This window comes from Geobacillus sp. PLS 41 (assembly GCF_056494105.1).
The window spans coordinates 2,126,636-2,147,168 of the sequence record NZ_CM151395.1; the positions used below are offsets into that span (position 1 = coordinate 2,126,636).

16 protein-coding genes and 1 CRISPR repeat array are annotated in these 20,533 nt (G+C 48.7%); all 16 genes read left to right on the top strand.

Annotated features, from left to right (window positions below; translation table 11 throughout):
- Positions 1-47 precede the first annotated feature (47 nt).
- The 16 genes from ACVX3G_RS10660 to ACVX3G_RS10735 all read left to right on the top strand — a co-directional run bounded on the left by ACVX3G_RS10660 (position 48) and on the right by ACVX3G_RS10735 (position 20,264).
- Positions 48-1,295 (top strand): RNA-guided endonuclease InsQ/TnpB family protein, encoded by a 1,248-nt coding sequence (locus tag ACVX3G_RS10660; protein WP_014195799.1) that lies wholly within the window; start codon positions 48-50, stop codon positions 1,293-1,295.
- Between the two features lie 450 nt (positions 1,296-1,745).
- A complete protein-coding gene (locus ACVX3G_RS10665) occupies positions 1,746-2,021 on the top strand; it encodes a UPF0175 family protein (RefSeq protein ID WP_223813678.1) in 276 nt (91 codons plus the stop codon).
- Positions 2,014-2,517 carry a PIN domain-containing protein gene (locus tag ACVX3G_RS10670; RefSeq protein ID WP_068896074.1) on the top strand — a complete coding sequence of 168 codons (504 nt, stop codon included), beginning with the start codon at positions 2,014-2,016 and terminating at the stop codon, positions 2,515-2,517. Before ACVX3G_RS10665 ends, ACVX3G_RS10670 begins: the two co-directional genes overlap by 8 nt.
- A gap of 142 nt (positions 2,518-2,659) precedes the next feature.
- Positions 2,660-4,108 carry a PTS mannitol transporter subunit IIBC gene (locus tag ACVX3G_RS10675; protein ID WP_068896076.1) on the top strand — a complete coding sequence of 483 codons (1,449 nt, stop codon included), beginning with the start codon at positions 2,660-2,662 and terminating at the stop codon, positions 4,106-4,108.
- A gap of 311 nt (positions 4,109-4,419) precedes the next feature.
- Positions 4,420-6,510: a BglG family transcription antiterminator gene (locus ACVX3G_RS10680; protein ID WP_014196026.1), complete on the top strand. Its 2,091-nt coding sequence runs from the start codon at positions 4,420-4,422 to the stop codon at positions 6,508-6,510.
- 5 nt (positions 6,511-6,515) lie between these two features.
- A complete protein-coding gene (locus tag ACVX3G_RS10685) occupies positions 6,516-6,959 on the top strand; it encodes a PTS mannitol transporter subunit IIA (protein WP_014196025.1) in 444 nt (147 codons plus the stop codon).
- Entirely contained in the window at positions 6,959-8,119 is a 1,161-nt protein-coding gene (locus ACVX3G_RS10690) for a mannitol-1-phosphate 5-dehydrogenase (protein WP_025039292.1), read from the top strand. Before ACVX3G_RS10685 ends, ACVX3G_RS10690 begins: the two co-directional genes overlap by 1 nt.
- Before the next feature lie 181 nt (positions 8,120-8,300).
- Positions 8,301-8,857: a CRISPR direct-repeat array (repeat unit 30 nt; unit sequence GTTTTTATCGTACCTATGAGGGATTGAAAC).
- A gap of 382 nt (positions 8,858-9,239) precedes the next feature.
- Positions 9,240-10,169: an Rpn family recombination-promoting nuclease/putative transposase gene (locus tag ACVX3G_RS10695; protein WP_025039293.1), complete on the top strand. Its 930-nt coding sequence runs from the start codon at positions 9,240-9,242 to the stop codon at positions 10,167-10,169.
- A gap of 278 nt (positions 10,170-10,447) precedes the next feature.
- A complete protein-coding gene (locus ACVX3G_RS10700; protein ID WP_014195799.1) occupies positions 10,448-11,695 on the top strand; it encodes an RNA-guided endonuclease InsQ/TnpB family protein in 1,248 nt (415 codons plus the stop codon).
- Between the two features lie 270 nt (positions 11,696-11,965).
- Positions 11,966-13,006, top strand: coding sequence for a Bug family tripartite tricarboxylate transporter substrate binding protein (locus ACVX3G_RS10705; protein ID WP_025039006.1), 1,041 nt, complete (start codon positions 11,966-11,968; stop codon positions 13,004-13,006).
- Positions 13,007-13,060: 54 nt separating this feature from the next.
- Positions 13,061-13,525, top strand: a complete 465-nt coding sequence (locus ACVX3G_RS10710) for a tripartite tricarboxylate transporter TctB family protein (protein WP_020279064.1) — start codon at positions 13,061-13,063, stop codon at positions 13,523-13,525.
- 13 nt (positions 13,526-13,538) lie between these two features.
- A complete protein-coding gene (locus ACVX3G_RS10715; protein WP_479454540.1) occupies positions 13,539-15,065 on the top strand; it encodes a tripartite tricarboxylate transporter permease in 1,527 nt (508 codons plus the stop codon).
- 72 nt (positions 15,066-15,137) lie between these two features.
- Positions 15,138-16,736, top strand: coding sequence for an ATP-binding protein (locus ACVX3G_RS10720; RefSeq protein ID WP_025039008.1), 1,599 nt, complete (start codon positions 15,138-15,140; stop codon positions 16,734-16,736).
- Positions 16,737-16,808: 72 nt separating this feature from the next.
- Positions 16,809-17,522 (top strand): response regulator, encoded by a 714-nt coding sequence (locus tag ACVX3G_RS10725; protein ID WP_479454541.1) that lies wholly within the window; start codon positions 16,809-16,811, stop codon positions 17,520-17,522.
- A 71-nt stretch (positions 17,523-17,593) separates the two neighbouring features.
- Positions 17,594-18,874: an IS110 family RNA-guided transposase gene (locus ACVX3G_RS10730; RefSeq protein WP_012749092.1), complete on the top strand. Its 1,281-nt coding sequence runs from the start codon at positions 17,594-17,596 to the stop codon at positions 18,872-18,874.
- A gap of 454 nt (positions 18,875-19,328) precedes the next feature.
- Positions 19,329-20,264, top strand: coding sequence for an AEC family transporter (locus ACVX3G_RS10735; protein ID WP_047758647.1), 936 nt, complete (start codon positions 19,329-19,331; stop codon positions 20,262-20,264).
- The last annotated feature ends 269 nt before the right edge of the window (positions 20,265-20,533 follow it).

The window sequence follows — 20,533 nt, forward strand, 5'->3', positions numbered from 1 at the left end:
AGATTCAGTAAAATATAGTATCATATAGTTAGATGGGAGGTGAAAACATGTATTTTTGTATCAAACAACAGCTAAATGGTTTGACCAAAGAAGAATACTTGACTCTTCGAGAACTGTGCCATATTGCCAAGAACATGTACAACGTCGGATTGTACAATGTCAGACAATACTATTTTGAACACAAGGAATTTCTTAATTATGAGAAAAATTATCATCTTGCCAAAACTAACGAAAACTATAAGCTGTTAAACAGCAACATGGCACAGCAAATTTTAAAAAAGGTCAATGAAGCCTTTAAATCTTTCTTTGGTTTGATCAGTCTTGCCAAACAAGGAAAATATGACCACAAGGCTATCAGTATTCCAAAATATCTTAAAAAAGATGGCTTTCATTCACTGATCATTGGCCAGATTCGTATAGACGGCAACAAATTCACGATACCGTATTCTCGCCTATTTAAAAAGACTCACAAGCCTATCACGATAACGATTCCGCCTGTGTTACTGGACAAAAAGATTAAGCAGATTGAAATCATTCCTAAGCATCATGCCAGGTTCTTTGAGATTCAGTACAAATATGAAATGCCTGAAGATCAAAGAGAATTAAATGACCAAAAAGCACTGGCAATTGATTTAGGATTAAACAATTTTGCCACTTGTGTCACATCAGACGGCAGATCATTCATCATTGATGGGCGGAGATTAAAAAGTATAAATCAATGGTTTAACAAAGAAAATGCCAGACTTCAAAGCATAAAAGATAAGCAAAAAATCAAAGGCACCACTCGTAAACAGGCTTTGCTTGCTATGAATCGCAATAATAAAGTGAATGATTATATCAACAAGACTTGCCGTTACATCATTAACTACTGTATTGAAAATCAAATTGGCAAACTTGTCATTGGCTATGCGGAAACATGGCAACGCAATATTAATCTAGGAAAAAAGACAAATCAAAACTTTGTCAATATTCCTCTCGGTAACATAAAAGAAAAACTAGAATATCTTTGTGAATTTTACGGCATTGAATTCTTGAAACAGGAAGAATCCTATACGTCTCAAGCCAGCTTTTTTGACGGCGATGAGATTCCTGAATATAATGCCGACAATCCAAAAGAATATAAGTTCAGCGGCAAACGTATTAAGCGCGGCTTGTATCGAACAAAGTCTGGCAAACTAATTAATGCTGATGTCAATGGCGCATTAAACATCTTAAAGAAAAGTAAAGCTGTAGACCTGAGTGTCTTATGCTCTAGCGGCGAAGTGGACACGCCTCAAAGAATAAGGATTGCTTGAAGCAGTCAAACTTCTTTGGAAGCCCCCACTTCAAATTTTCGCTAGAAAATTAAGTGGGGGTAGTTCACCACCTCGAACCGAGAATCCCTTCACTTCCAAGTAGGAACATAAGTAGGGATGAACCGGCGTCTGCCACTAACATCTTCCTCTTGTGCCAAAAAAACAATGGAAGGGTTTCGATTGCGATCGTTTTGAGGAAGTTCAAAGGTGGATGCACAGGGATGGCTTAGCTGACAGCTTACCGTAGAGGTTGTTTCCAATAACCCCCTAATTCTCTACGTGAGCGCGGGTGGGGAATGTTCAGTTGAGTCGGTTTCATTTCCAGCTTGTTGAGCGTGTAGTAAAAATTTAGGGGATACTATTCGTTCTGTGACAGCATCCAAAAGGCGCGAAGTGTGATAGAATAAAATAAAAAAGGGTGTGAGTTCAATGGCCATGGACTACTTTCAGGTGAACTTGCCGAAAGAGTTTTTGCCCGCCATTAATGAATTGGAAGGCAACACAGTTGAGGCAAAAATAAAGCTTTCATTGGCGATTGGTTTGTTTGTTGGGAAACAGGTGACGCTGGCGAAAGCGGCTGAATTGGCAGGAAAATCCTTAGGGGAATTTATCGATGTATTGCGTTCGAAGGCGATTCCTTGGATGGAATATACGGAGGAACACATCAAAGATGATTGGGACACGGTGCAAAAATTGAGCAAAGAAAATAGGGATCACAATGAGTAGGGTTACGGTTAATTCTACACCGATTATAGGTCTGTCGATCGTTGGTCAATTGACTCTTTTGTCTGAACTATTTGATGAAGTATATGTTCCGGAAGCTGTCTATCAAGAAATTGTTCATAACCATGCCCCACGCCATTATGGAAAAGAGGAGCTCAAACGATTGGTCAGCGAGGGGGTGTTTAGGCTATACCATGTAAAAAATCGCAGCCTTGTTGAAAGTTTATATGGAAAATTCCATGCCGGGGAGTTAGAAGTTATTATTGGAGCGAAAGAACTTGGTGCTCAAGTCGTTGTGATTGATGAGCATGCTGCCAGATCCTTGTCGAAACAATTCCTTTTACGGCCTATCGGTACAATCGGAGTTTTGATTCTGGGAAAGAAAAACAGGAAAATAGCGGAAGTCAAGCCGCTGTTAGACACTTTGCTTGAAAATGGATTTTATCTTTCCCGACGTCTTTATCAAGAGGCTTTGTTACTAGCGGAAGAAACGCTGTAGCCCTGCCCGCCATGCTGGGCTTTTTTCTTTTTTAAAACCTGTCAACAACCCCCTTGACAAAATCGCGTTTACTTATCATTGAAGGGCCGGTTGTAAGCGTTTTAAGATAAAGGTACAGTCAAGCAAAAGGAGGAACAGACTTATGACGCATACAACCGGAAATGAAACAGGTTTCCGTGTGAAGATTCAACGGTTTGGCAGTTATTTGAGCGGCATGATTATGCCAAACATCGGAGCGTTTATCGCTTGGGGGCTGATTACGGCGTTATTTATTCCGACCGGCTGGCTGCCGAATGAGACGTTTGCCAAGCTTGTCGGACCGATGATTACGTACTTGTTGCCGCTATTGATCGGGTATACGGGCGGCAAAATGATTTATGACGTCCGCGGTGGCGTCGTCGGGGCGACGGCGACGATGGGGGTCATCGTCGGTTCGGACATTCCGATGTTTTTAGGCGCGATGATCATGGGGCCGCTTGGCGGTTATGTGATCAAAAAGGTAGACGGGCTCTTCCAAGGAAAAGTGAAACAAGGGTTTGAGATGCTCGTCAACAACTTTTCGGCCGGGATCGTCGGCGGCGTGTTGACGCTGCTCGCCTTTAAAGGAGTCGGCCCGGTCATTTCTGTGATCAGTAAAACGTTAGCGGCAGGAGTGGAAAAAATCATTGATTGGCACTTGTTGCCGCTGGCGAACTTGTTCATCGAGCCGGGGAAAGTGCTGTTCTTGAACAATGCGATCAACCATGGAATTTTAAGCCCGCTTGGCGTCGAACAAGCGGCGAAAACCGGGAAATCGATTTTGTTCTTGCTGGAAACGAACCCTGGTCCAGGGTTGGGGATTTTGCTGGCGTATTGGCTGTTTGGCAAGGGGATGGCGAAACAATCGGCGCCGGGGGCAGTCATTATCCACTTCCTTGGCGGGATTCATGAAATTTACTTCCCGTACATTCTCATGCGACCGATTTTGATTTTGGCAGCCATGGCGGGCGGCGTGAGCGGCGTGTTCACGTTTACGGTGCTCCATGCCGGGCTGGTGGCGGTGCCGTCGCCGGGAAGCATTTTCGCCTTGCTGGCGATGACGCCGAAAGGGAATTATTTCGGCGTGCTAGCCGGCGTGTTCGTCGCTGCAGCGGTGTCGTTCCTCGTCGCTTCGATTTTCTTAAAAGCGGCGAAACAATCTGAAGAGGAAGAAGAGTTGACGAAAGCAACGGAAAAAATGGAACAGCTGAAAGGAAAAAAGAGCCAAGTGGCTGCCGCATTGCAACAGAAAGAAGCCGCTTCGGCAACTGTGGCCCAAGCGGTTCCTGGCCGCGTGAAGAAAATTGTGTTCGCGTGTGATGCGGGAATGGGCTCGAGCGCGATGGGAGCATCGATTTTGCGCAACAAAGTACAAAAGGCCGGGCTCGATATCGAAGTGACGAATACAGCGATCAACCAGCTTCCGGCCGACGCCGACATCGTCGTCACCCATCAAAACTTGACCGACCGGGCGAAGGCGAAGTTGCCCAATGCGTACCATGTATCGGTCGAAAACTTCTTAAACAGCCCGAAATACGATGAATTGATCGAGCAATTGAAAAAGAACGCGTAAATCGGCATGAGACGCAGGGGAAATGGCGTTCCCCCTGCGTTTTGCTTTGTGATTTCCCGTTTACCTCGACGGCTAGGGGCACTTTCCTCCGCTCCCATCCGCATGGATGTGCCCGACCGCGGTGAACTTCGTCAAACGACGAAAGAGAAAAATACATGCAAAATTAAAATCTGTCAACAATAACAATGACGAAAACGAAACATCTATTCATTGTCAAATCAAGAAAAAAGCCCTTACAATAAGGATGGAAGAGGCAAAGATTTATTTCAAAAATGTCAATAATGCTGTTCCGTGATGGGAGGTGAACGGCGATGTACGTATCGGCACGGGAGCGGAAGTTGCTTGAACGGTTGTTGGCGGACGATAGGGACATAACAGTCGGCGAATTGGCGGAGGAACTGAATGTCAGCGCCCGCACGGTTCATCGTGATTTGCAAGGTTTGGAATCGGTCTTCCGCCGCTATGGGCTTAAGCTCGCGAAAAGAGCAGGAGTCGGCATCCGCCTCGTCGGGGAAGAGGAAAAGAAGCAGGCGCTGGCCGCAGAGCTGTTTCGCCTTTCTCATCATGAATACACCCCCGAAGAGCGGCAGCTCATGATTTTAATTGCGCTGTTGGAAGCCAACGAGCCAGTGAAACTCGTCACATTGGCCCATGACTTGAACGTCACGGTCGCCACTGTCAGCTTGGATTTGGACAAATTGGAACAAACGGTAGAAGCGTACGGGCTTTCGCTCATCCGCAAGCGTGGATACGGGGTGGAGCTTGCCGGTTCGGAATCGGTGAAACGGCGCTTGATGAGCGACTTGTTGTTCCGCCATGTTGATGAACACGAATTTTTGGCATTGATGAAAGAGACGATCCAAAAACGGACGGACGCTCCGCTTGACACCGTGGCGGAGAAGCTGCTCGGGCTTGTGGACAGAAAAAAGCTCGCTGTCATTGAGCAGCAAATCGAGCAAGTGAAAGAAAAGCTTCCGTTTACGATGGCCGACAGCTCGTACATCGCCTTCGTCGTCCATTTGGCGCTCGCCATGGAGCGCATCAAGCGGGGAGAAGCGATCCACTTCGATCCGCGGGATCTGCAGGCGTTGCAAGCGACGAAAGAATATGAGATCGCGCATGAGCTCGCTGAATCGTTAGAAAAAGTCTTTGACGTTGACATCCCTAACGAAGAAGTCGGCTATATGACGATGCACTTGATGGGAGCGAAATGGCGCAGCCGCCAAGGAATGGTGATGGAGGAGCCGAGTTTGGCCGTCGGCATGAAGGCGCAACAACTCATCCGCTTTGTCAGTGATAAGCTCGGCGTTGATTTATCCGCCGACCGTACGTTATACGAAGACCTTGTCGTCCATTTAAAGCCGGCTCTGTATCGCCTCGAACACGGAATGGGGGTCGCCAATCCGCTGCTTGATCCAATCAAACAAGACTATGCGGAGCTGTTCGCCATTGTCTCAGATGGGGCGCGGCAGCTGTTTGGCGGCATTCCGATCCCGGATGAGGAGATTGGCTATTTGGTGCTCCATTTTGCGGCCGCGCTCATGCGGGAGAAAAAAGGCTGGCGGGTGTTAGTCATTTGTTCGAGCGGGCTTGGGACGGCGAAAATTTTAGCGACGAGGCTGAAAAAAGAGATTCCGGACATTGTTTCGCTGGAACAAGCTTCCGCGTTTGAATGGAAAGGAAAAGATGTCAGCGCGTACGATCTCGTCATCTCGACCGTGCCGCTTCCTGAGGAGTATGGGCCGCATATCGTCGTCAGCCCGATGCTGACCGAGGAGGAAGCGCGGAAGATTCGCGAGTGTTTAGAGCGAAAATCGGCCGCTGAAAAGCGGATGAGGAAAGAGTCAACCGCACGGCGAAACAGGCCAGCCATCGACACGATGAAGGCGGTTCGGCGCATCAGCGAGACGATCGTCCACATTTTGGACGGTTTTTCCCTCGAGGTGGTCAAGAGGCGCTCTGTTCATGAAATATTGACGGACGCGTGCCGCCGCCTCGAACGAAGTGGCGTCGTTGTCGATGCCGATGTCGTCATCGAGGAGCTGCGGCGCCGCGAGTCGCTTGGCGGGCTTGGCGTCCCTGGCACGACGCTGGCGCTTTACCACGCTCGAAGCTTCGCTGTCCTTCGTCCGTCTCTGACGATGTACCGACTTGATTCGCCGCAAACGGTGGCGGGGATGGACGGGGAGCCGATGGAGATCAACACGGTCGTGTTGCTTCTCGGTCCTGCTGATGCGGATGAAGAGGTGCTTTCAGTATTAAGCCATGTGAGCACGTTGCTCGTAAAGAACGAGCAAAGCGCGGCCACGTTGGCTTATGGCGGCGAAGACGAAGTGTATTCGCTTATTAGCGGCCATTTGGAACAATTTTTCGATGATTATTGGATATCGATGAAGGAGTGACACGGATGTTGACCCATTCGATTTTAAACAAAGAAAACATTGTGCTCAATGCGCAACCAAAAACGAAAGAAGAGGCGATCCGCCTCGCCGGCGAGGTGTTGGTCAAGCAAGGATATGTCGCCCCGGCATATGTTGATGCGATGCTTGAACGGGAAGAACTGACATCAACGTATATCGGCAACAACGTCGCCATTCCGCACGGAACGGAAGCGGCAAAAGCGCTCGTGAAACAGTCCGGCATTTCGATCGTGCAAGTTCCGGACGGCGTCGATTTTGGAGGCGGCAACATGGCCACGATCGTCATCGGCATTGCCGGCAAAGACGGGGAACATTTGGATATTCTTTCGAAACTCGCACTCGTCTGCGCCGAAGCAGACAATGTGGCCGCCATGGCGAACGCCAAAACGGCCGAGGAAATTCTTGCGCTGCTCCATGAGGTGAACGGCTGATGAGGGCCGTCCACTTTGGCGCCGGCAACATCGGCCGCGGCTTTATCGGCAGCCTGCTGGCGGCGTCGGGATATGACGTCGTGTTCGTTGATGTCAATGAACAAATCGTCCGTTTGCTGAAAGAGCGGGGGGAGTATCGCGTCATTGTTGCCGGCGAGCGGCGCGAAGAACAATGGGTGCGCGGCGTTTCGGCCCTGAACAGCCAAACGGAGCGGGAAGCGGTCATCGAGGCGATCGCAGACGCTGATTTGGTGACGACCGCGGTCGGCCCGCACATTTTGCCGGCTATTGCGCCAGTCATCGCCGCTGGGCTTGAGCGGCGCTTCACGGTTCATCAGAAGCCGCTTCACGTCATTGCCTGTGAAAACATGATCGGCGGCACGGAAACGCTGAAAACGCACGTCTTTGCCCATCTTTCCACGGCTGGGCAGCAGCTGGCAGATGAAAACGTTGGTTTTCTCAACTGCGCGGTCGACCGTATCGTGCCGAATCAGACGAATGACGATCCACTCGCTGTCACGGTGGAACCGTTTTTCGAATGGACGATTGAAACGCGAAACGTCATCGGCACTGTTCCGCCGATTCAAGGGGCTCATTTTGTCGCTGACTTAGAGCCGTATATCGAGCGCAAATTGTTTACGGTCAATACCGGCCATGCGTTGGCCGCTTACTTAGGGTATCTGCGAAACTACAAAACCGTCCAGGAAGCGATGAACGATGAAGGTATTCGATTGAATGTCGAGCAAGCGCTCAGTGAGTCGGGAGCCGTCTTATTGAAAAAGCACGGATGGCATGAGGAAGAGCACCGTTCCTATATCAAAACGACGATCGGGCGTTTCACCAACCCGTCCCTTTCCGACGATATCGTCCGTGTCGCCCGTTCGCCGATCCGCAAGCTCGGGCCGAACGACCGGCTCATCGCTCCGGCGACGCAATACTGCACACTATTTGGCAGCGTTCCTGCTGGTCTCGCCAAAGGAATTGCCGCGCTGTTGCGCTTTGATGATGCGAGCGATGCAGAAGCCGCCGCTCTGCAACAAACGATCGCACACCACGGAATCGAAGGAGCGCTTCGGCAATACGCGGGGCTTGAGAGTGCGCACCCGCTTGTGGCCGCGGTGAGGGAAGAGTACGGGAGAATGGAGAAAAACAAAAGCTGACCGCCTTTCAAATGTCGTCGACCTCCAATCGTGCAAAAACCCCGGGGGATCGACGACAATATTTTTTTTGCGTCAAAATCCTACAACCAACACGGCTCAACAGTATTGACAGAATTTTTGAAACGTGATATTCTGAAAACAGTCAAAAGGGGAAAAGCTTGATTTTATGCGAATGGTTTGGGTTTTTATCGTACCTATGAGGGATTGAAACAGTGAAAAAATTGGCTATGCAGCTGCCAGTCGACTGCGTTTTTATCGTACCTATGAGGGATTGAAACACAAGTTATCAATGTAGTTGAGTTGCTTCTCGCTCGGTTTTTATCGTACCTATGAGGGATTGAAACTCAACCGAGACCCTAGCGAAATCGAAGCGGAGATGGGTTTTTATCGTACCTATGAGGGATTGAAACTCAAGTCAATACGTCACGATTGTGGTGGATGATCGTTTTTATCGTACCTATGAGGGATTGAAACAAAAATGTTTTTTGCCATATCAATCGCCAACTTCATTGAGTTTTTATCGTACCTATGAGGGATTGAAACGACGACGAGTTCCGCAAACGAGATGTGGAACTTGTGTTTTTATCGTACCTATGAGGGATTGAAACGCAATATCGCTAGCATTGAAGTCACCTTCTCCGACGTTTTTATCGTACCTATGAGGGATTGAAACACCAAAAATGAACGGATTTCCACCGAGGAAAAGAGTTTTTATCGTACCTATGAGGGATTGAAACAGTTGTGAATATGCGTCAAGGCCATTCCTGTGCATGGAGTGAATCCTTTGACACATAGTACGATGACTGGCTTTTCATAGAAGAAGAAACAAGAATGCTTCTTCTTTACGCCAAAATAAAGGTTTTTATCGTACCTATGAGGGATTGAAACTATGCAGAAACTCAGCGCATAAATCAGAGTGATTAGTTTTTATCGTACCTATGAGGGATTGAAACATCTGTTCAACAGTTAAATCACGTGGTACAGGAATACGTTTTTATCGTACCTGTGGGGGACTGAAGCGCTATACAGTACGGTACAACTTTTTCTGTCCCCGATGCAGGATTTTCACCCCCTGCTTGCGAATGGATAGAATTGAACACGTTCAAAGAGGGGTGATGGAATGGCTATTGACCACGACCGGTTGTTTAAAGAACTGATCCAAACGTTCTTCGAAGAGTTTCTTCTCCTCTTTTTTCCCGACATGCATGAACACATTGATTTCAGCCATTTGTCCTTTCTGTCCGAAGAACTGTTTACCGATGTCACGGCAGGTGAAAAATACCGCGTCGATCTATTAGTCGAGACGAAGCTGAAAGGGGAGGATGGGCTGATCATCGTTCATGTGGAGAATCAAAGCTACGTGCAACCATCGTTTCCAGAGCGCATGTTTATCTATTTCAGCCGTTTGTTTGAAAAATACCGCACCCGCATCGTTCCGATCGCTGTCTTCAGCCATGACACCCTCCGCGAAGAACCGTCCGTGTTCTCAATCGAGTTTCCCTTTGGCGACGTGCTGCAGTTTCGCTTTTTCCCGGTGGAGTTGCGCAAGAAACATTGGAGAGACTATATCCGGCATGACAATCCGATTGCGGCTGCCCTCCTTGGCAAAATGGGGTATACTGAAAGTGAGAAAATTGAGTTGAAAAAAGAGTTTTTGCGCATGTTGGTGCGATTGGAGCTGGATGAAGCGAGGCAACGGCTCTTGTTGGGCTTTTTTGAAACGTATGTGAAGCTGTCGGAGGAGGAAGAGCAACAACTGCAAAGAGAGGTGAAGGAGATGGAAACGACAGAAAAAGAGAAAATGTTGGAGCTGATCATTTCCTATGAGCAAAGGGGAAGAAAACAGGGGTTGGAAGAAGGAATTAAACGCGGGATTGAACAAGGGATCAAACAGGGAATGAAACAAGGAATGAAGCAAGGAATGAAGCAAGGAATGAAACAACTGATCCGCAACATGGCGCGCAAAGGAATGAAGGTGGAAGATATTGCTCGGTTGGTGGATCTTCCAGAGCAAGATGTTCGGGAATTGCTTGAAGAGCAGGGAAATTAAACACAAGAGGCGGCTATCTAACGAGGACGGTTGGCGGCGACAAAAGAGGCAGATGAAATCATTGATTCGTAAGTGATAGATTGTAAAAAAACGGATGATTGTCCTGTCACATAAAATATGTACTGTACCAAAGTTTTATCTTAATTAGGCGAGAAGACTCCCACTTCAACGAAGCGAAGCGGAGTAAGTGGGAAATGAATCGCCTTAACTATATTTTGCTGAAAATAGGATAGATTCAGTAAAATATAGTATCATATAGTTAGATGGGAGGTGAAAACATGTATTTTTGTATCAAACAACAGCTAAATGGTTTGACCAAAGAAGAATACTTGACTCTTCGAGAACTGTGCCATATTGCCAAGAACATGTACAACGTCGGATTGTACAATGTCAGACAATACTATTTTGAACACAAGGAATTTCTTAATTATGAGAAAAATTATCATCTTGCCAAAACTAACGAAAACTATAAGCTGTTAAACAGCAACATGGCACAGCAAATTTTAAAAAAGGTCAATGAAGCCTTTAAATCTTTCTTTGGTTTGATCAGTCTTGCCAAACAAGGAAAATATGACCACAAGGCTATCAGTATTCCAAAATATCTTAAAAAAGATGGCTTTCATTCACTGATCATTGGCCAGATTCGTATAGACGGCAACAAATTCACGATACCGTATTCTCGCCTATTTAAAAAGACTCACAAGCCTATCACGATAACGATTCCGCCTGTGTTACTGGACAAAAAGATTAAGCAGATTGAAATCATTCCTAAGCATCATGCCAGGTTCTTTGAGATTCAGTACAAATATGAAATGCCTGAAGATCAAAGAGAATTAAATGACCAAAAAGCACTGGCAATTGATTTAGGATTAAACAATTTTGCCACTTGTGTCACATCAGACGGCAGATCATTCATCATTGATGGGCGGAGATTAAAAAGTATAAATCAATGGTTTAACAAAGAAAATGCCAGACTTCAAAGCATAAAAGATAAGCAAAAAATCAAAGGCACCACTCGTAAACAGGCTTTGCTTGCTATGAATCGCAATAATAAAGTGAATGATTATATCAACAAGACTTGCCGTTACATCATTAACTACTGTATTGAAAATCAAATTGGCAAACTTGTCATTGGCTATGCGGAAACATGGCAACGCAATATTAATCTAGGAAAAAAGACAAATCAAAACTTTGTCAATATTCCTCTCGGTAACATAAAAGAAAAACTAGAATATCTTTGTGAATTTTACGGCATTGAATTCTTGAAACAGGAAGAATCCTATACGTCTCAAGCCAGCTTTTTTGACGGCGATGAGATTCCTGAATATAATGCCGACAATCCAAAAGAATATAAGTTCAGCGGCAAACGTATTAAGCGCGGCTTGTATCGAACAAAGTCTGGCAAACTAATTAATGCTGATGTCAATGGCGCATTAAACATCTTAAAGAAAAGTAAAGCTGTAGACCTGAGTGTCTTATGCTCTAGCGGCGAAGTGGACACGCCTCAAAGAATAAGGATTGCTTGAAGCAGTCAAACTTCTTTGGAAGCCCCCACTTCAAATTTTCGCTAGAAAATTAAGTGGGGGTAGTTCACGTACCGTCTGCTTTGAAGGCTGGCGGTCTTTTTTTGCTTTGAGACTCCAGCGTTCCGCTAGGTGCTTGATATCAGGTCTGATTATACCTCCATGAACAAAATGCACAAAATTCATTTTATTTTCAAAAACTTCACGCTCATCCCGCGGCATGGTAAGGTTGTGATTGAAAACGTTATCAAAAAACAAGGGGGCAAGGGAGAAATGAAGAAAACGAAATGGTGGGGATTGCTCGCCGCAGGGATGATGACACTGGCTTTGGCGGCCTGTGGGGGCAATGAATCGGCGGGGTCGAAATCATCCGGTTCGAACTCTGGCTCATCGGCCTCAAACTATCCGACGAAGCCGATTACGATTGTTGCTCCGTCTGGGGCGGGCGGCGGTTGGGATTTAACGGCCCGCGCGATTACGAAGGTGTTGGATGAGACGGGGCTCGTCAAACAGACCATGACGGTTGAAAACAAACCAGGCGGCGGCGGGGCGGTCTTTATGGCCGAATACGCCACCCAAGATGTGAAAAACGATTACAAACTATTTGTCAACTCCCCGCCAATTATTATCAACAACTTGAAAAAAGAAGGGAACAGCCCGTTTGGCTACAAAGACACGACACCGCTCGCCCAGTTGACGAAGGACTTTGGCGCGATTGTTGTGAAGGCGGATTCGAAATTTCAAACGTTAACCGACTTGCTTAATACCATTAAACAAGATCCGAAATCGGTCACGGTAGCCGGGGGATCGGCGCCAGGTTCGATGGATCATTTAGTCGCGATTTTGCCGATCTATAAGTCGGGCATCGATCCGAAATCAGTCAAGTATGTTTCGTACGATGGCGGCGGGGAAGCGATGGCTGCGCTGCTTGGCGGCAATGCCGATGTGATTGCAACGGATGCCTCTTCTGTTGGCGAATATCTCAAAGCCGGCAAAGTGCGGGTGTTGGCGGTTTCCGCTCCAGAACGCCTCGGCGGAGTGCTGAAAGACGTGCCGACGTTGAAAGAGCTTGGCATTGATGCGGAATTTACGATTTGGCGCGGGGTTTTTGGGCCGAAGCAAATGTCCCGAGAGGCAAAAGCGTTTTGGGAAGAAACATTGAAAAAGTTGTCTGAACACGAGAAGTGGAAAGAAGAACTGCAAAAACAAGGCTGGGCGGCGGAATATCGCAATTCGGACGAATTTACGAAGTTTTTGCAAGAGCAGGAGCAGCAAATCGGCGACCTTCTGAAGTCGCTTGGCATGCATAAATGAAGCAAGGGGGAAGAACATTCTTCCCCTTTTTTGTAAAGAACAGGAGGAAGAACCATGAACAAAACGGCTGATCGTATCGCGGCGGTGGCATTCTTGGCGGTTGGTTCCTTGTTTATGGCGGAAAGCTTGCGCCTATCGAAAAGCGCCTACGGCAGTGCGGTAGGACCGAACGTATTTCCGTTTTTGCTTGGACTTGTTCTGGCATTATTAAGCATCAAGCTGTTGTTTGAAACGAGAGGCTATAAGGATTATAAGGATTCAGTGGGAGAGAAGCCGCCGCGGCAGTACAAAAAGTTTCTCATCATTTTCATTGCTGCTGTTTTCTATGCGACGTTGCTTGAAACGGTTGGGTATGTAATCACGACGTTTCTGTTTCTTGTTATCGGCTTTCAAACGATGGAAAGAGGGGCGCTATGGAAGTCGATCGCCATTGCGGCTGGCTTTTCGCTTGGCGTATATGGCCTTTATGTGAAGCTGCTGCAAGGAACATTGCCAAGCTGGCCGATTTGGTTCCAATGAAGGGAGGGGCATCATGAGCACACTATCGTTTTTGCTTGACGGATTTCAGACAGCGCTTCAGCCGCATAACTTGCTGTTTGCCTTTATCGGGGTGTTGATCGGCACAGCGGTCGGTGTGCTTCCTGGGATTGGCCCGATGAGCGGGGTGGCGTTGCTTATTCCGGTGACGGCGTCGATGACGTCCGGCCTTAGTTCGGAACAGGCGGCAGCCAGTTCGATTATTTTGCTCGCCGGCGTGTATTACGGGGCGATGTATGGCGGTTCGACGACATCGATTTTGTTAAATACGCCTGGGGAATCGTCATCGGTTGTCACGACACTGGACGGTTATCAAATGGCCCGGCAAGGAAGGGCGGGGGCGGCGCTTGCCATTGCCGCGATCGGTTCCTTTGTCGCCGGAATTGTTTCGCTAATCGGCCTCGTCTTATTGGCCCAACCGTTGTCGAATGTGGCGCTGAAGTTCGGCCCGGCTGAATATTTTTCACTCATGCTGCTCGGGTTGGCGGCGGTGAGCGGACTGGCCGGCAAATCGATGACAAAAGCGTGGATCATGACCGTGTTCGGTTTGTTGCTTTCTACGATTGGGCTCGACAACGTTTCCGGCGTGGCCCGCTTTACGTACGACATTTCCTATTTATATGGAGGTCTCGAGTTTTTAACCGTAGCGGTCGGGCTATTTGCGTTAGGAGAGGTATTCAAGTCTATTCTCTGTAATGAGACGAACGACGGGGACATCGCTAAAATCGGGCGCGTGTTGCCGACGAAAGCGGATTTGAAAGAAAGCGCGGGGCCGATCGCCCGTGGGTCGCTGCTCGGTTTTTTCATCGGGGTGCTGCCGGGAGCCGGGGCCACGTTGGCATCGTTTTTCTCCTATATTCTTGAAAAGAAAGTGAGCAAACATCCGGAAAAGTTCGGGCAAGGGACGATCGCCGGTGTGGCGGCGCCGGAGTCGGCGAACAACGGGGCTTCTGGGGGCGCAATGATTCCGCTTTTGACGCTGGGCATTCCTGGTTCAGGGACGACAGCGATCCTCATGGGTGCACTCATTATGTACAACGTCCAGCCAGGTCCACTGTTGTTCGATGAGCATCCAGCTGTCGCCTGGGGATTGATCGCCAGCATGTTTATCGGCAACGTCATGTTGCTCATTCTCAACATGCCGCTCGTCAAAGTGTTCGCGAAAATTATTCAGACGCCGACGAAATATTTGTTGCCGCTTATTATTGCCATTTCCGTGTTCGGTGTGTATGCGGTGCAAGTGACGACGTTTGATGTGTTCCTGCTGTTGGCGTTTGGTCTGCTTGGCTACTGGCTTGCAGAGCACGACTATCCATTGGCACCGCTCGTGCTAGGGCTTGTTCTCGGGCCGATGATTGAAAACAATATGCGTCGGGCCTTGACGGCATCGAATGGCGATTATCTCGTTTTCGTTGAAAAGCCGATTTCGCTCGTCTTGTTGGTCATTGCCTTTTTATGGATTGCCGTGCCGTTTGTCATGAAACTAAGAGGAAAATCGGTCGTCATCAACGAAGATATGTAATAATAGAAAGAAAGACGTTCCGCCTAACAGGCGGACTGTCTTTCTTTATTTGCTGTTTGGGGAGCGAGCCCTATGAAGCTTCAGACACGGTTAATGGTCATTATTTGTTCATTGTTGCTGCTGGTGATCGTGGTTTTAACGTTTTTGTTTCAGCATATGTTTGCGACGACGCTCAAACAACAAATTGGCATGCGAGCGCTGAATGTGGCCGAGACGGTCGCGTCGACTCCGCTCGTGCGCGAGGCGTTCCGCGACCCGAATCCGTCAGTGCGCTTGCAGCCGTTTGCCGAACATATTCGCCGAAAGACAGGGGCGGAGTACGTAGTGATTGGCAACCGTAAGGGAATCCGCTACGCTCACCCACTGCCAGATCGGATTGGAAAGCATATGGTAGGGGGCGACAACGGCGAAGTGCTGAAAGGCAAAGCGATTATTTCCGAGGCGGTCGGTTCGCTTGGTCCGGCGATCCGGGGAAAAGCGCCGATTTTTGATGAAAACGGACATGTGATCGGCATTGTTTCGGTTGGTTTTTTGCTAGAGGATATTCAGCGTACAGTATGGTCGTATCGTATGAAGATGTTTCTCTTCTCCGTTTTTGCCCTCTTTCTCGGAGCGGTGGGTGCAATGGCGATCGCCAGCACGGTGAAAAAATCGATTCATGGTCTTGAACCGGAAGAAATCGGTTTGCTCTACCAAGAAAAGCAGGCGATTTTAGAAGCGATTCGCGAAGGAATTGTGGCCATCAATCAAGAGGGAACGATTACAATGGTCAATCAAACCGCGTTGAAGTTGCTTGGGTATGAGAACGAACGCGGTGTATTGGGAATGCCTATCTTACAGCTTATTCCCCACTCGAGGTTGCCTGAAGTCATTCGGACGGGACAGGCGGAATTTGACGATGAAATGGTGTTAGGTGAAGAAACGGTCATTGCGAACCGAATCCCGATTAAGGATAAAACTGGGCGCGTCATTGGAGCGGTATCGACGTTTCGCAACAAATCGGAGCTGTATCGCCTCACAAAAGAGCTGTCCCAGCTCCGGGTGTACGCGGATGCGCTGCGGGCGCAAACACATGAATTTTCCAATAAGCTGTATTTGATCTCTGGGTTGATTCAACTTGAGTCGTATGAAGAAGCGCTTGAGCTTATTACGAAAGAAACGAACTTACAACAAAATATCATTCGTTTTGTCATGAAAGAAATCCCGGATCCGATCATCGGCGGGCTGCTGATTGGCAAGTTCAACCGCGCCCATGAGCTGAAAATCACCTTTGAAATTGATCGGGAAAGCAGTTTTCGCGATGTGCCGCCATGGATCGATCGCGACCATTTGGTGACGATTATCGGGAATTTGTTGGATAACGCCATGGAAGCGGTCCTCCACAACGGAAAAGAAGAGAAACGAGTGACCATTTTTTTGACCGACCTCGGCGATGACTTGATTATTGAGGTCGAGGATAACGGATTAGGCGTTGATCCGGATGTGGCGGAACGGATATACGACCGCGGCTTTTCGACCAAAGCCAACGGCCTCCGTGGGTATGGGCTTGATCTTGTCAAGAAGGCGCTGGCGATGCTTGGTGGGCAAATCACCTACCAGTCGAAACAAGGAGAGGGAACGGTGTTTACCGTCATTATTCCGAAGCGGTCGGGCCGTGCCAACCCATGCTGAAAGAAAGCATTTCCCATAAAAGGCCTCTACACCTTTATGCATCAATATTTCGGAGGGAGGGAAGCAGGGGGGATGATTCGTGTACTTATTATTGAAGACGACCGCCGCATCGCTGAAATTAATCGGCGCTTTGTCGAGAAAGTGAATGGGTATGAAGTGGTCGGCATTGCCACGAACGCCGAAGAGGCAAGGGAATTGACAGAGGTGCTGCAACCCGACGTGTTGTTGCTTGATGTCTATTTTCCGGATATGAACGGCCTCTCTTTTTTAAAATGGGTTCGGGAACACTTTTCCAATATCGATATTATTATGATCACAGCAGCACGAGAAGTGGATGCCTTGAAACAAGCGCTGCATGGCGGGGTGTTTGATTATATTATCAAGCCGATTATGTTTGATCGATTTGCCGAAACCTTGCATCGATATAAAGAATATTATGATAAAATGCAGCAGTGGATGAAAGAAAAAGAGTGGATCGATCAAGAGGATGTCGACAAACTGATCGGGCGGGAGGCCCCGGTTAGGGATCAGCCTATGCTTCCAAAAGGCATCCAACCGCTAACCCTTGAAAAAGTGCTGATGGTTGTGAAACGGTGTCAAGATGGTGTGACGGCGGAAGAAGTGGGACGGCAAATCGGCACAAGCCGGACGACCGCCCGTCGATATTTAGAATACCTTGTCTCCACGGGACAAGTGCTAGCCGATATTGTCTATGGATCGGTCGGACGTCCAGAGCGGATCTATAAGAAAAGAGCATTCCCGTTAGGAGCTTTTCCGGGGACTTGATCAAAAAAAGCCCTCTTGGTATGATGCAGGGGTGTCAACCACATCACTCACCATACCAAGGAGGACTTCAGATGAATTGTACACAAAACTATAAAATTGATCAAGTAACCGAACAAACGCTTGTCGTGGGTATTGATATCGCGAAACGAACCCACTACGCCTGCTTCGTGGATGACCGGGGGCGCGTGCTTCGCAAATCGTTCCCGATCTTCCAGTCGAAAGAGGGGTTTCAACAGCTGTATAAAGCGATTCAGGGGGCGATGCAAGCGTTCGGGAAGTCAGAGGTGATCGTCGCCGTGGAGCCGACCGGGCACTACTGGTTGAACCTGGCCTACTTCCTCGAGGAGCACGGGATCCCGTTGGTCATGGTCAACCCGGCGCATGTGTGCCGGTCGAAAGAACTTGATGACAACCTGCCGACGAAACACGACGCCAAAGACGCCCTGGTCATTGCCAGACTGGCAAAAGACGGACGATTCCTCGTTCCCCGGCTGCTGCACGAGATTGAAGCCGATTTGCGCGTGGGGAGCACGCTCAAAGAGAAGCTCCGCAAGGAACAGACGGCGGTGAAAAACGCGATCGTCCGCTGGACGGATCGGTATTTTCCAGAGTTTTGGACCGTGTTTCGTGACTTGGGGAAAACGGCGCTTTCGGTGTTGGAGTGGACGCCGCTTCCGGCTGATATGGCCGGCCGGACGGTGGAGGAGCTTCTTGAGGTGTACCGGCAAAGCGAAGGGATGAAATGCCCGCAGAAGGCCAAAATTCAGGCGTTGATCAACACCGCGAAGGACTCGATTGGGGTGACGGAAGGGACAGCGATGGCCCGGTTTGAGATCGCCGCGCTCGTCCGCCGATACCGCCAATTGGAGGCGGAGATCGCTGCACTGGACGCCGAGTTGAAGGCATTGGTTCAAACGACGATGGAGTACCAATGGTTGAAAACGGTCGACGGGTTGGGAGACGCCACGATCATCGATCTGCTGGCGGAGATCGGCAGCTTCGCCCATTATCGGGACCCGCGCCAATTGGTGAAGTTGGCGGGCCTGACGCTCAAGGAGAACTCCTCCGGCCAGCGCAAAGGGCAAAAGCACATCTCCAAACGGGGACGGAAACGGTTGCGCTCGGTGCTGTTTCGGGCGATGATTCCGCTGATTCGGCATAACGAGGCGTTTCGCGAGCTGCATGAGTATTATACGACCCGATCCGTCAATCCGCTGACCGGAAAGCAGTCCATCGTCGCCTTGTGCCGGAAGCTGTTGAATGTGCTGTTTGCGATTTGTACGAAGAAACAAGCGTTTGACGCGGAGCGAATGAAACAGGACGTCTTGTCCCAGGTGCAACGGGCGGCCTAAGGCCTCCCCCCTGCGAACGGAAGAATCGTTGGACAACGAGATGACACCGGAGAAGCTGGCGTGATTTCATCCATTCGACCTTGAGTCCCTAAAGGAGCTTGGCCGGCCTCCGCCTGATGACGAGACCGAACGAGGGAATGTTGGCGCGAAGACGCCCGGAGACATGGGAGGGTTCGTCCTCATCAGCGACGCGGAGATCCAAAGGGTGCATCGAATATGCTTCCCCCCGCGGCAGGAAAATATAACCAGCCGTGGCCGCGAAGCGCACCCTAGGTCTGTAAGATATCCACAAAACTGAAAAAGGATGTAAGGGATTTTGTCGAAAAATATTTTTTGGACACCCCTGAGAGGCCGAAAAGCCTTGATAGATCAACATTTCTAGAGGGAGGATGAGCGAGATCCGTTTCAGAGAATAGCGGCTTCCGTATGCATAAAGAAAGCGGGGGAAAACATCTTGTACATTTTTGTGAGTATCTTGCTTCAAGTCATGATTCCGATGTTGCTGATCGTCGGCTTGGGAGCAGGGCTTCACCGTTTCTTTCGTCTTGACCTCAATACATTATCCAAATTGAACATGTATGTCCTGCTGCCGGCAGTCGCATTCATCAACGTGTACGACAGTGAGTTGAATGGAAAGGTGTTAGCGGCTATCTTAGGGTTTCTTCTGTTGCAAAACGGCGGGCTGATGGTTTTGAGTAGGATCATGGCGAAACTATTCAAACTGGAGCGAAGTATGGCAGCGGTGTTTCAAAATACGGTTGTGCTGAACAATTCTGGCAACTTCGGCATTCCTGTCAGCCAGCTGGTGTTTCACCAACATCCGCTCGGGGCGACGATTCAAATCATCGTGACCATTTTTCAAAACTTCTTGACCAATACATATGGAGTGTATCAGTTCGTGTCAGGAAACGGGAAAAGTGGGAAATGGGCTGCTGAGATATGGAAAAATCCCGTTCTTCACGCGCTGTTGTTCGGTGTGGTCTGCCGATGGCTTCACGTCCCAATCCCATCATTTTTATGGACGCCGCTTCGGCGGGTTGCCGACGCGTTTTTAGCCATCGCCCTCTTTACGTTGGGAGCGCAAATCGCCTACACCCGTTTTAACGCCTTGCCGCCGCTTGTGTATGCAAGTGTGTTTGGGCGTCTCGTTTTGTCGCCGCTGTTGGCTGCGTCTTTGATCTTTCTATTAGGAATTGATGGAGTGACGGCTCAGGCGTTGCTCATTGCTAGTTCCTATCCGTGCTCGCGCAATACGGCGCTGTATGCACTCGAGTATGACTGCCACCCAGATTACGCCGCCCAAGCGGTGTTGGTGTCGACCTTGTTGAGCGCCATTACCGTTACAGGCGTTGTGTATGCGGCCCGGCTGTTGTTTCCGATCGCTGGATGAAAACGAGGGCAAGCTGTCGTCGACTCCCAATCATGCAAAAATCATGGGGGGATCGACGACAATGTGCTTTCGTGTCAAAACCCTACAGCTTACATTGCAGGTTCAGTTAGAAACAGCTACCATACTTTAATGGGCAGGTGCAAGTACATCTTTTGGTGATGAACCAATATCGGCTCTTCACCACAAGTTGTACTTGAGATTTTAAGATAGGTATGCATAGGAAAAATAGAGGGTGCAAAAAATGCGAATGTTCCTGTATGGTAAAGGTG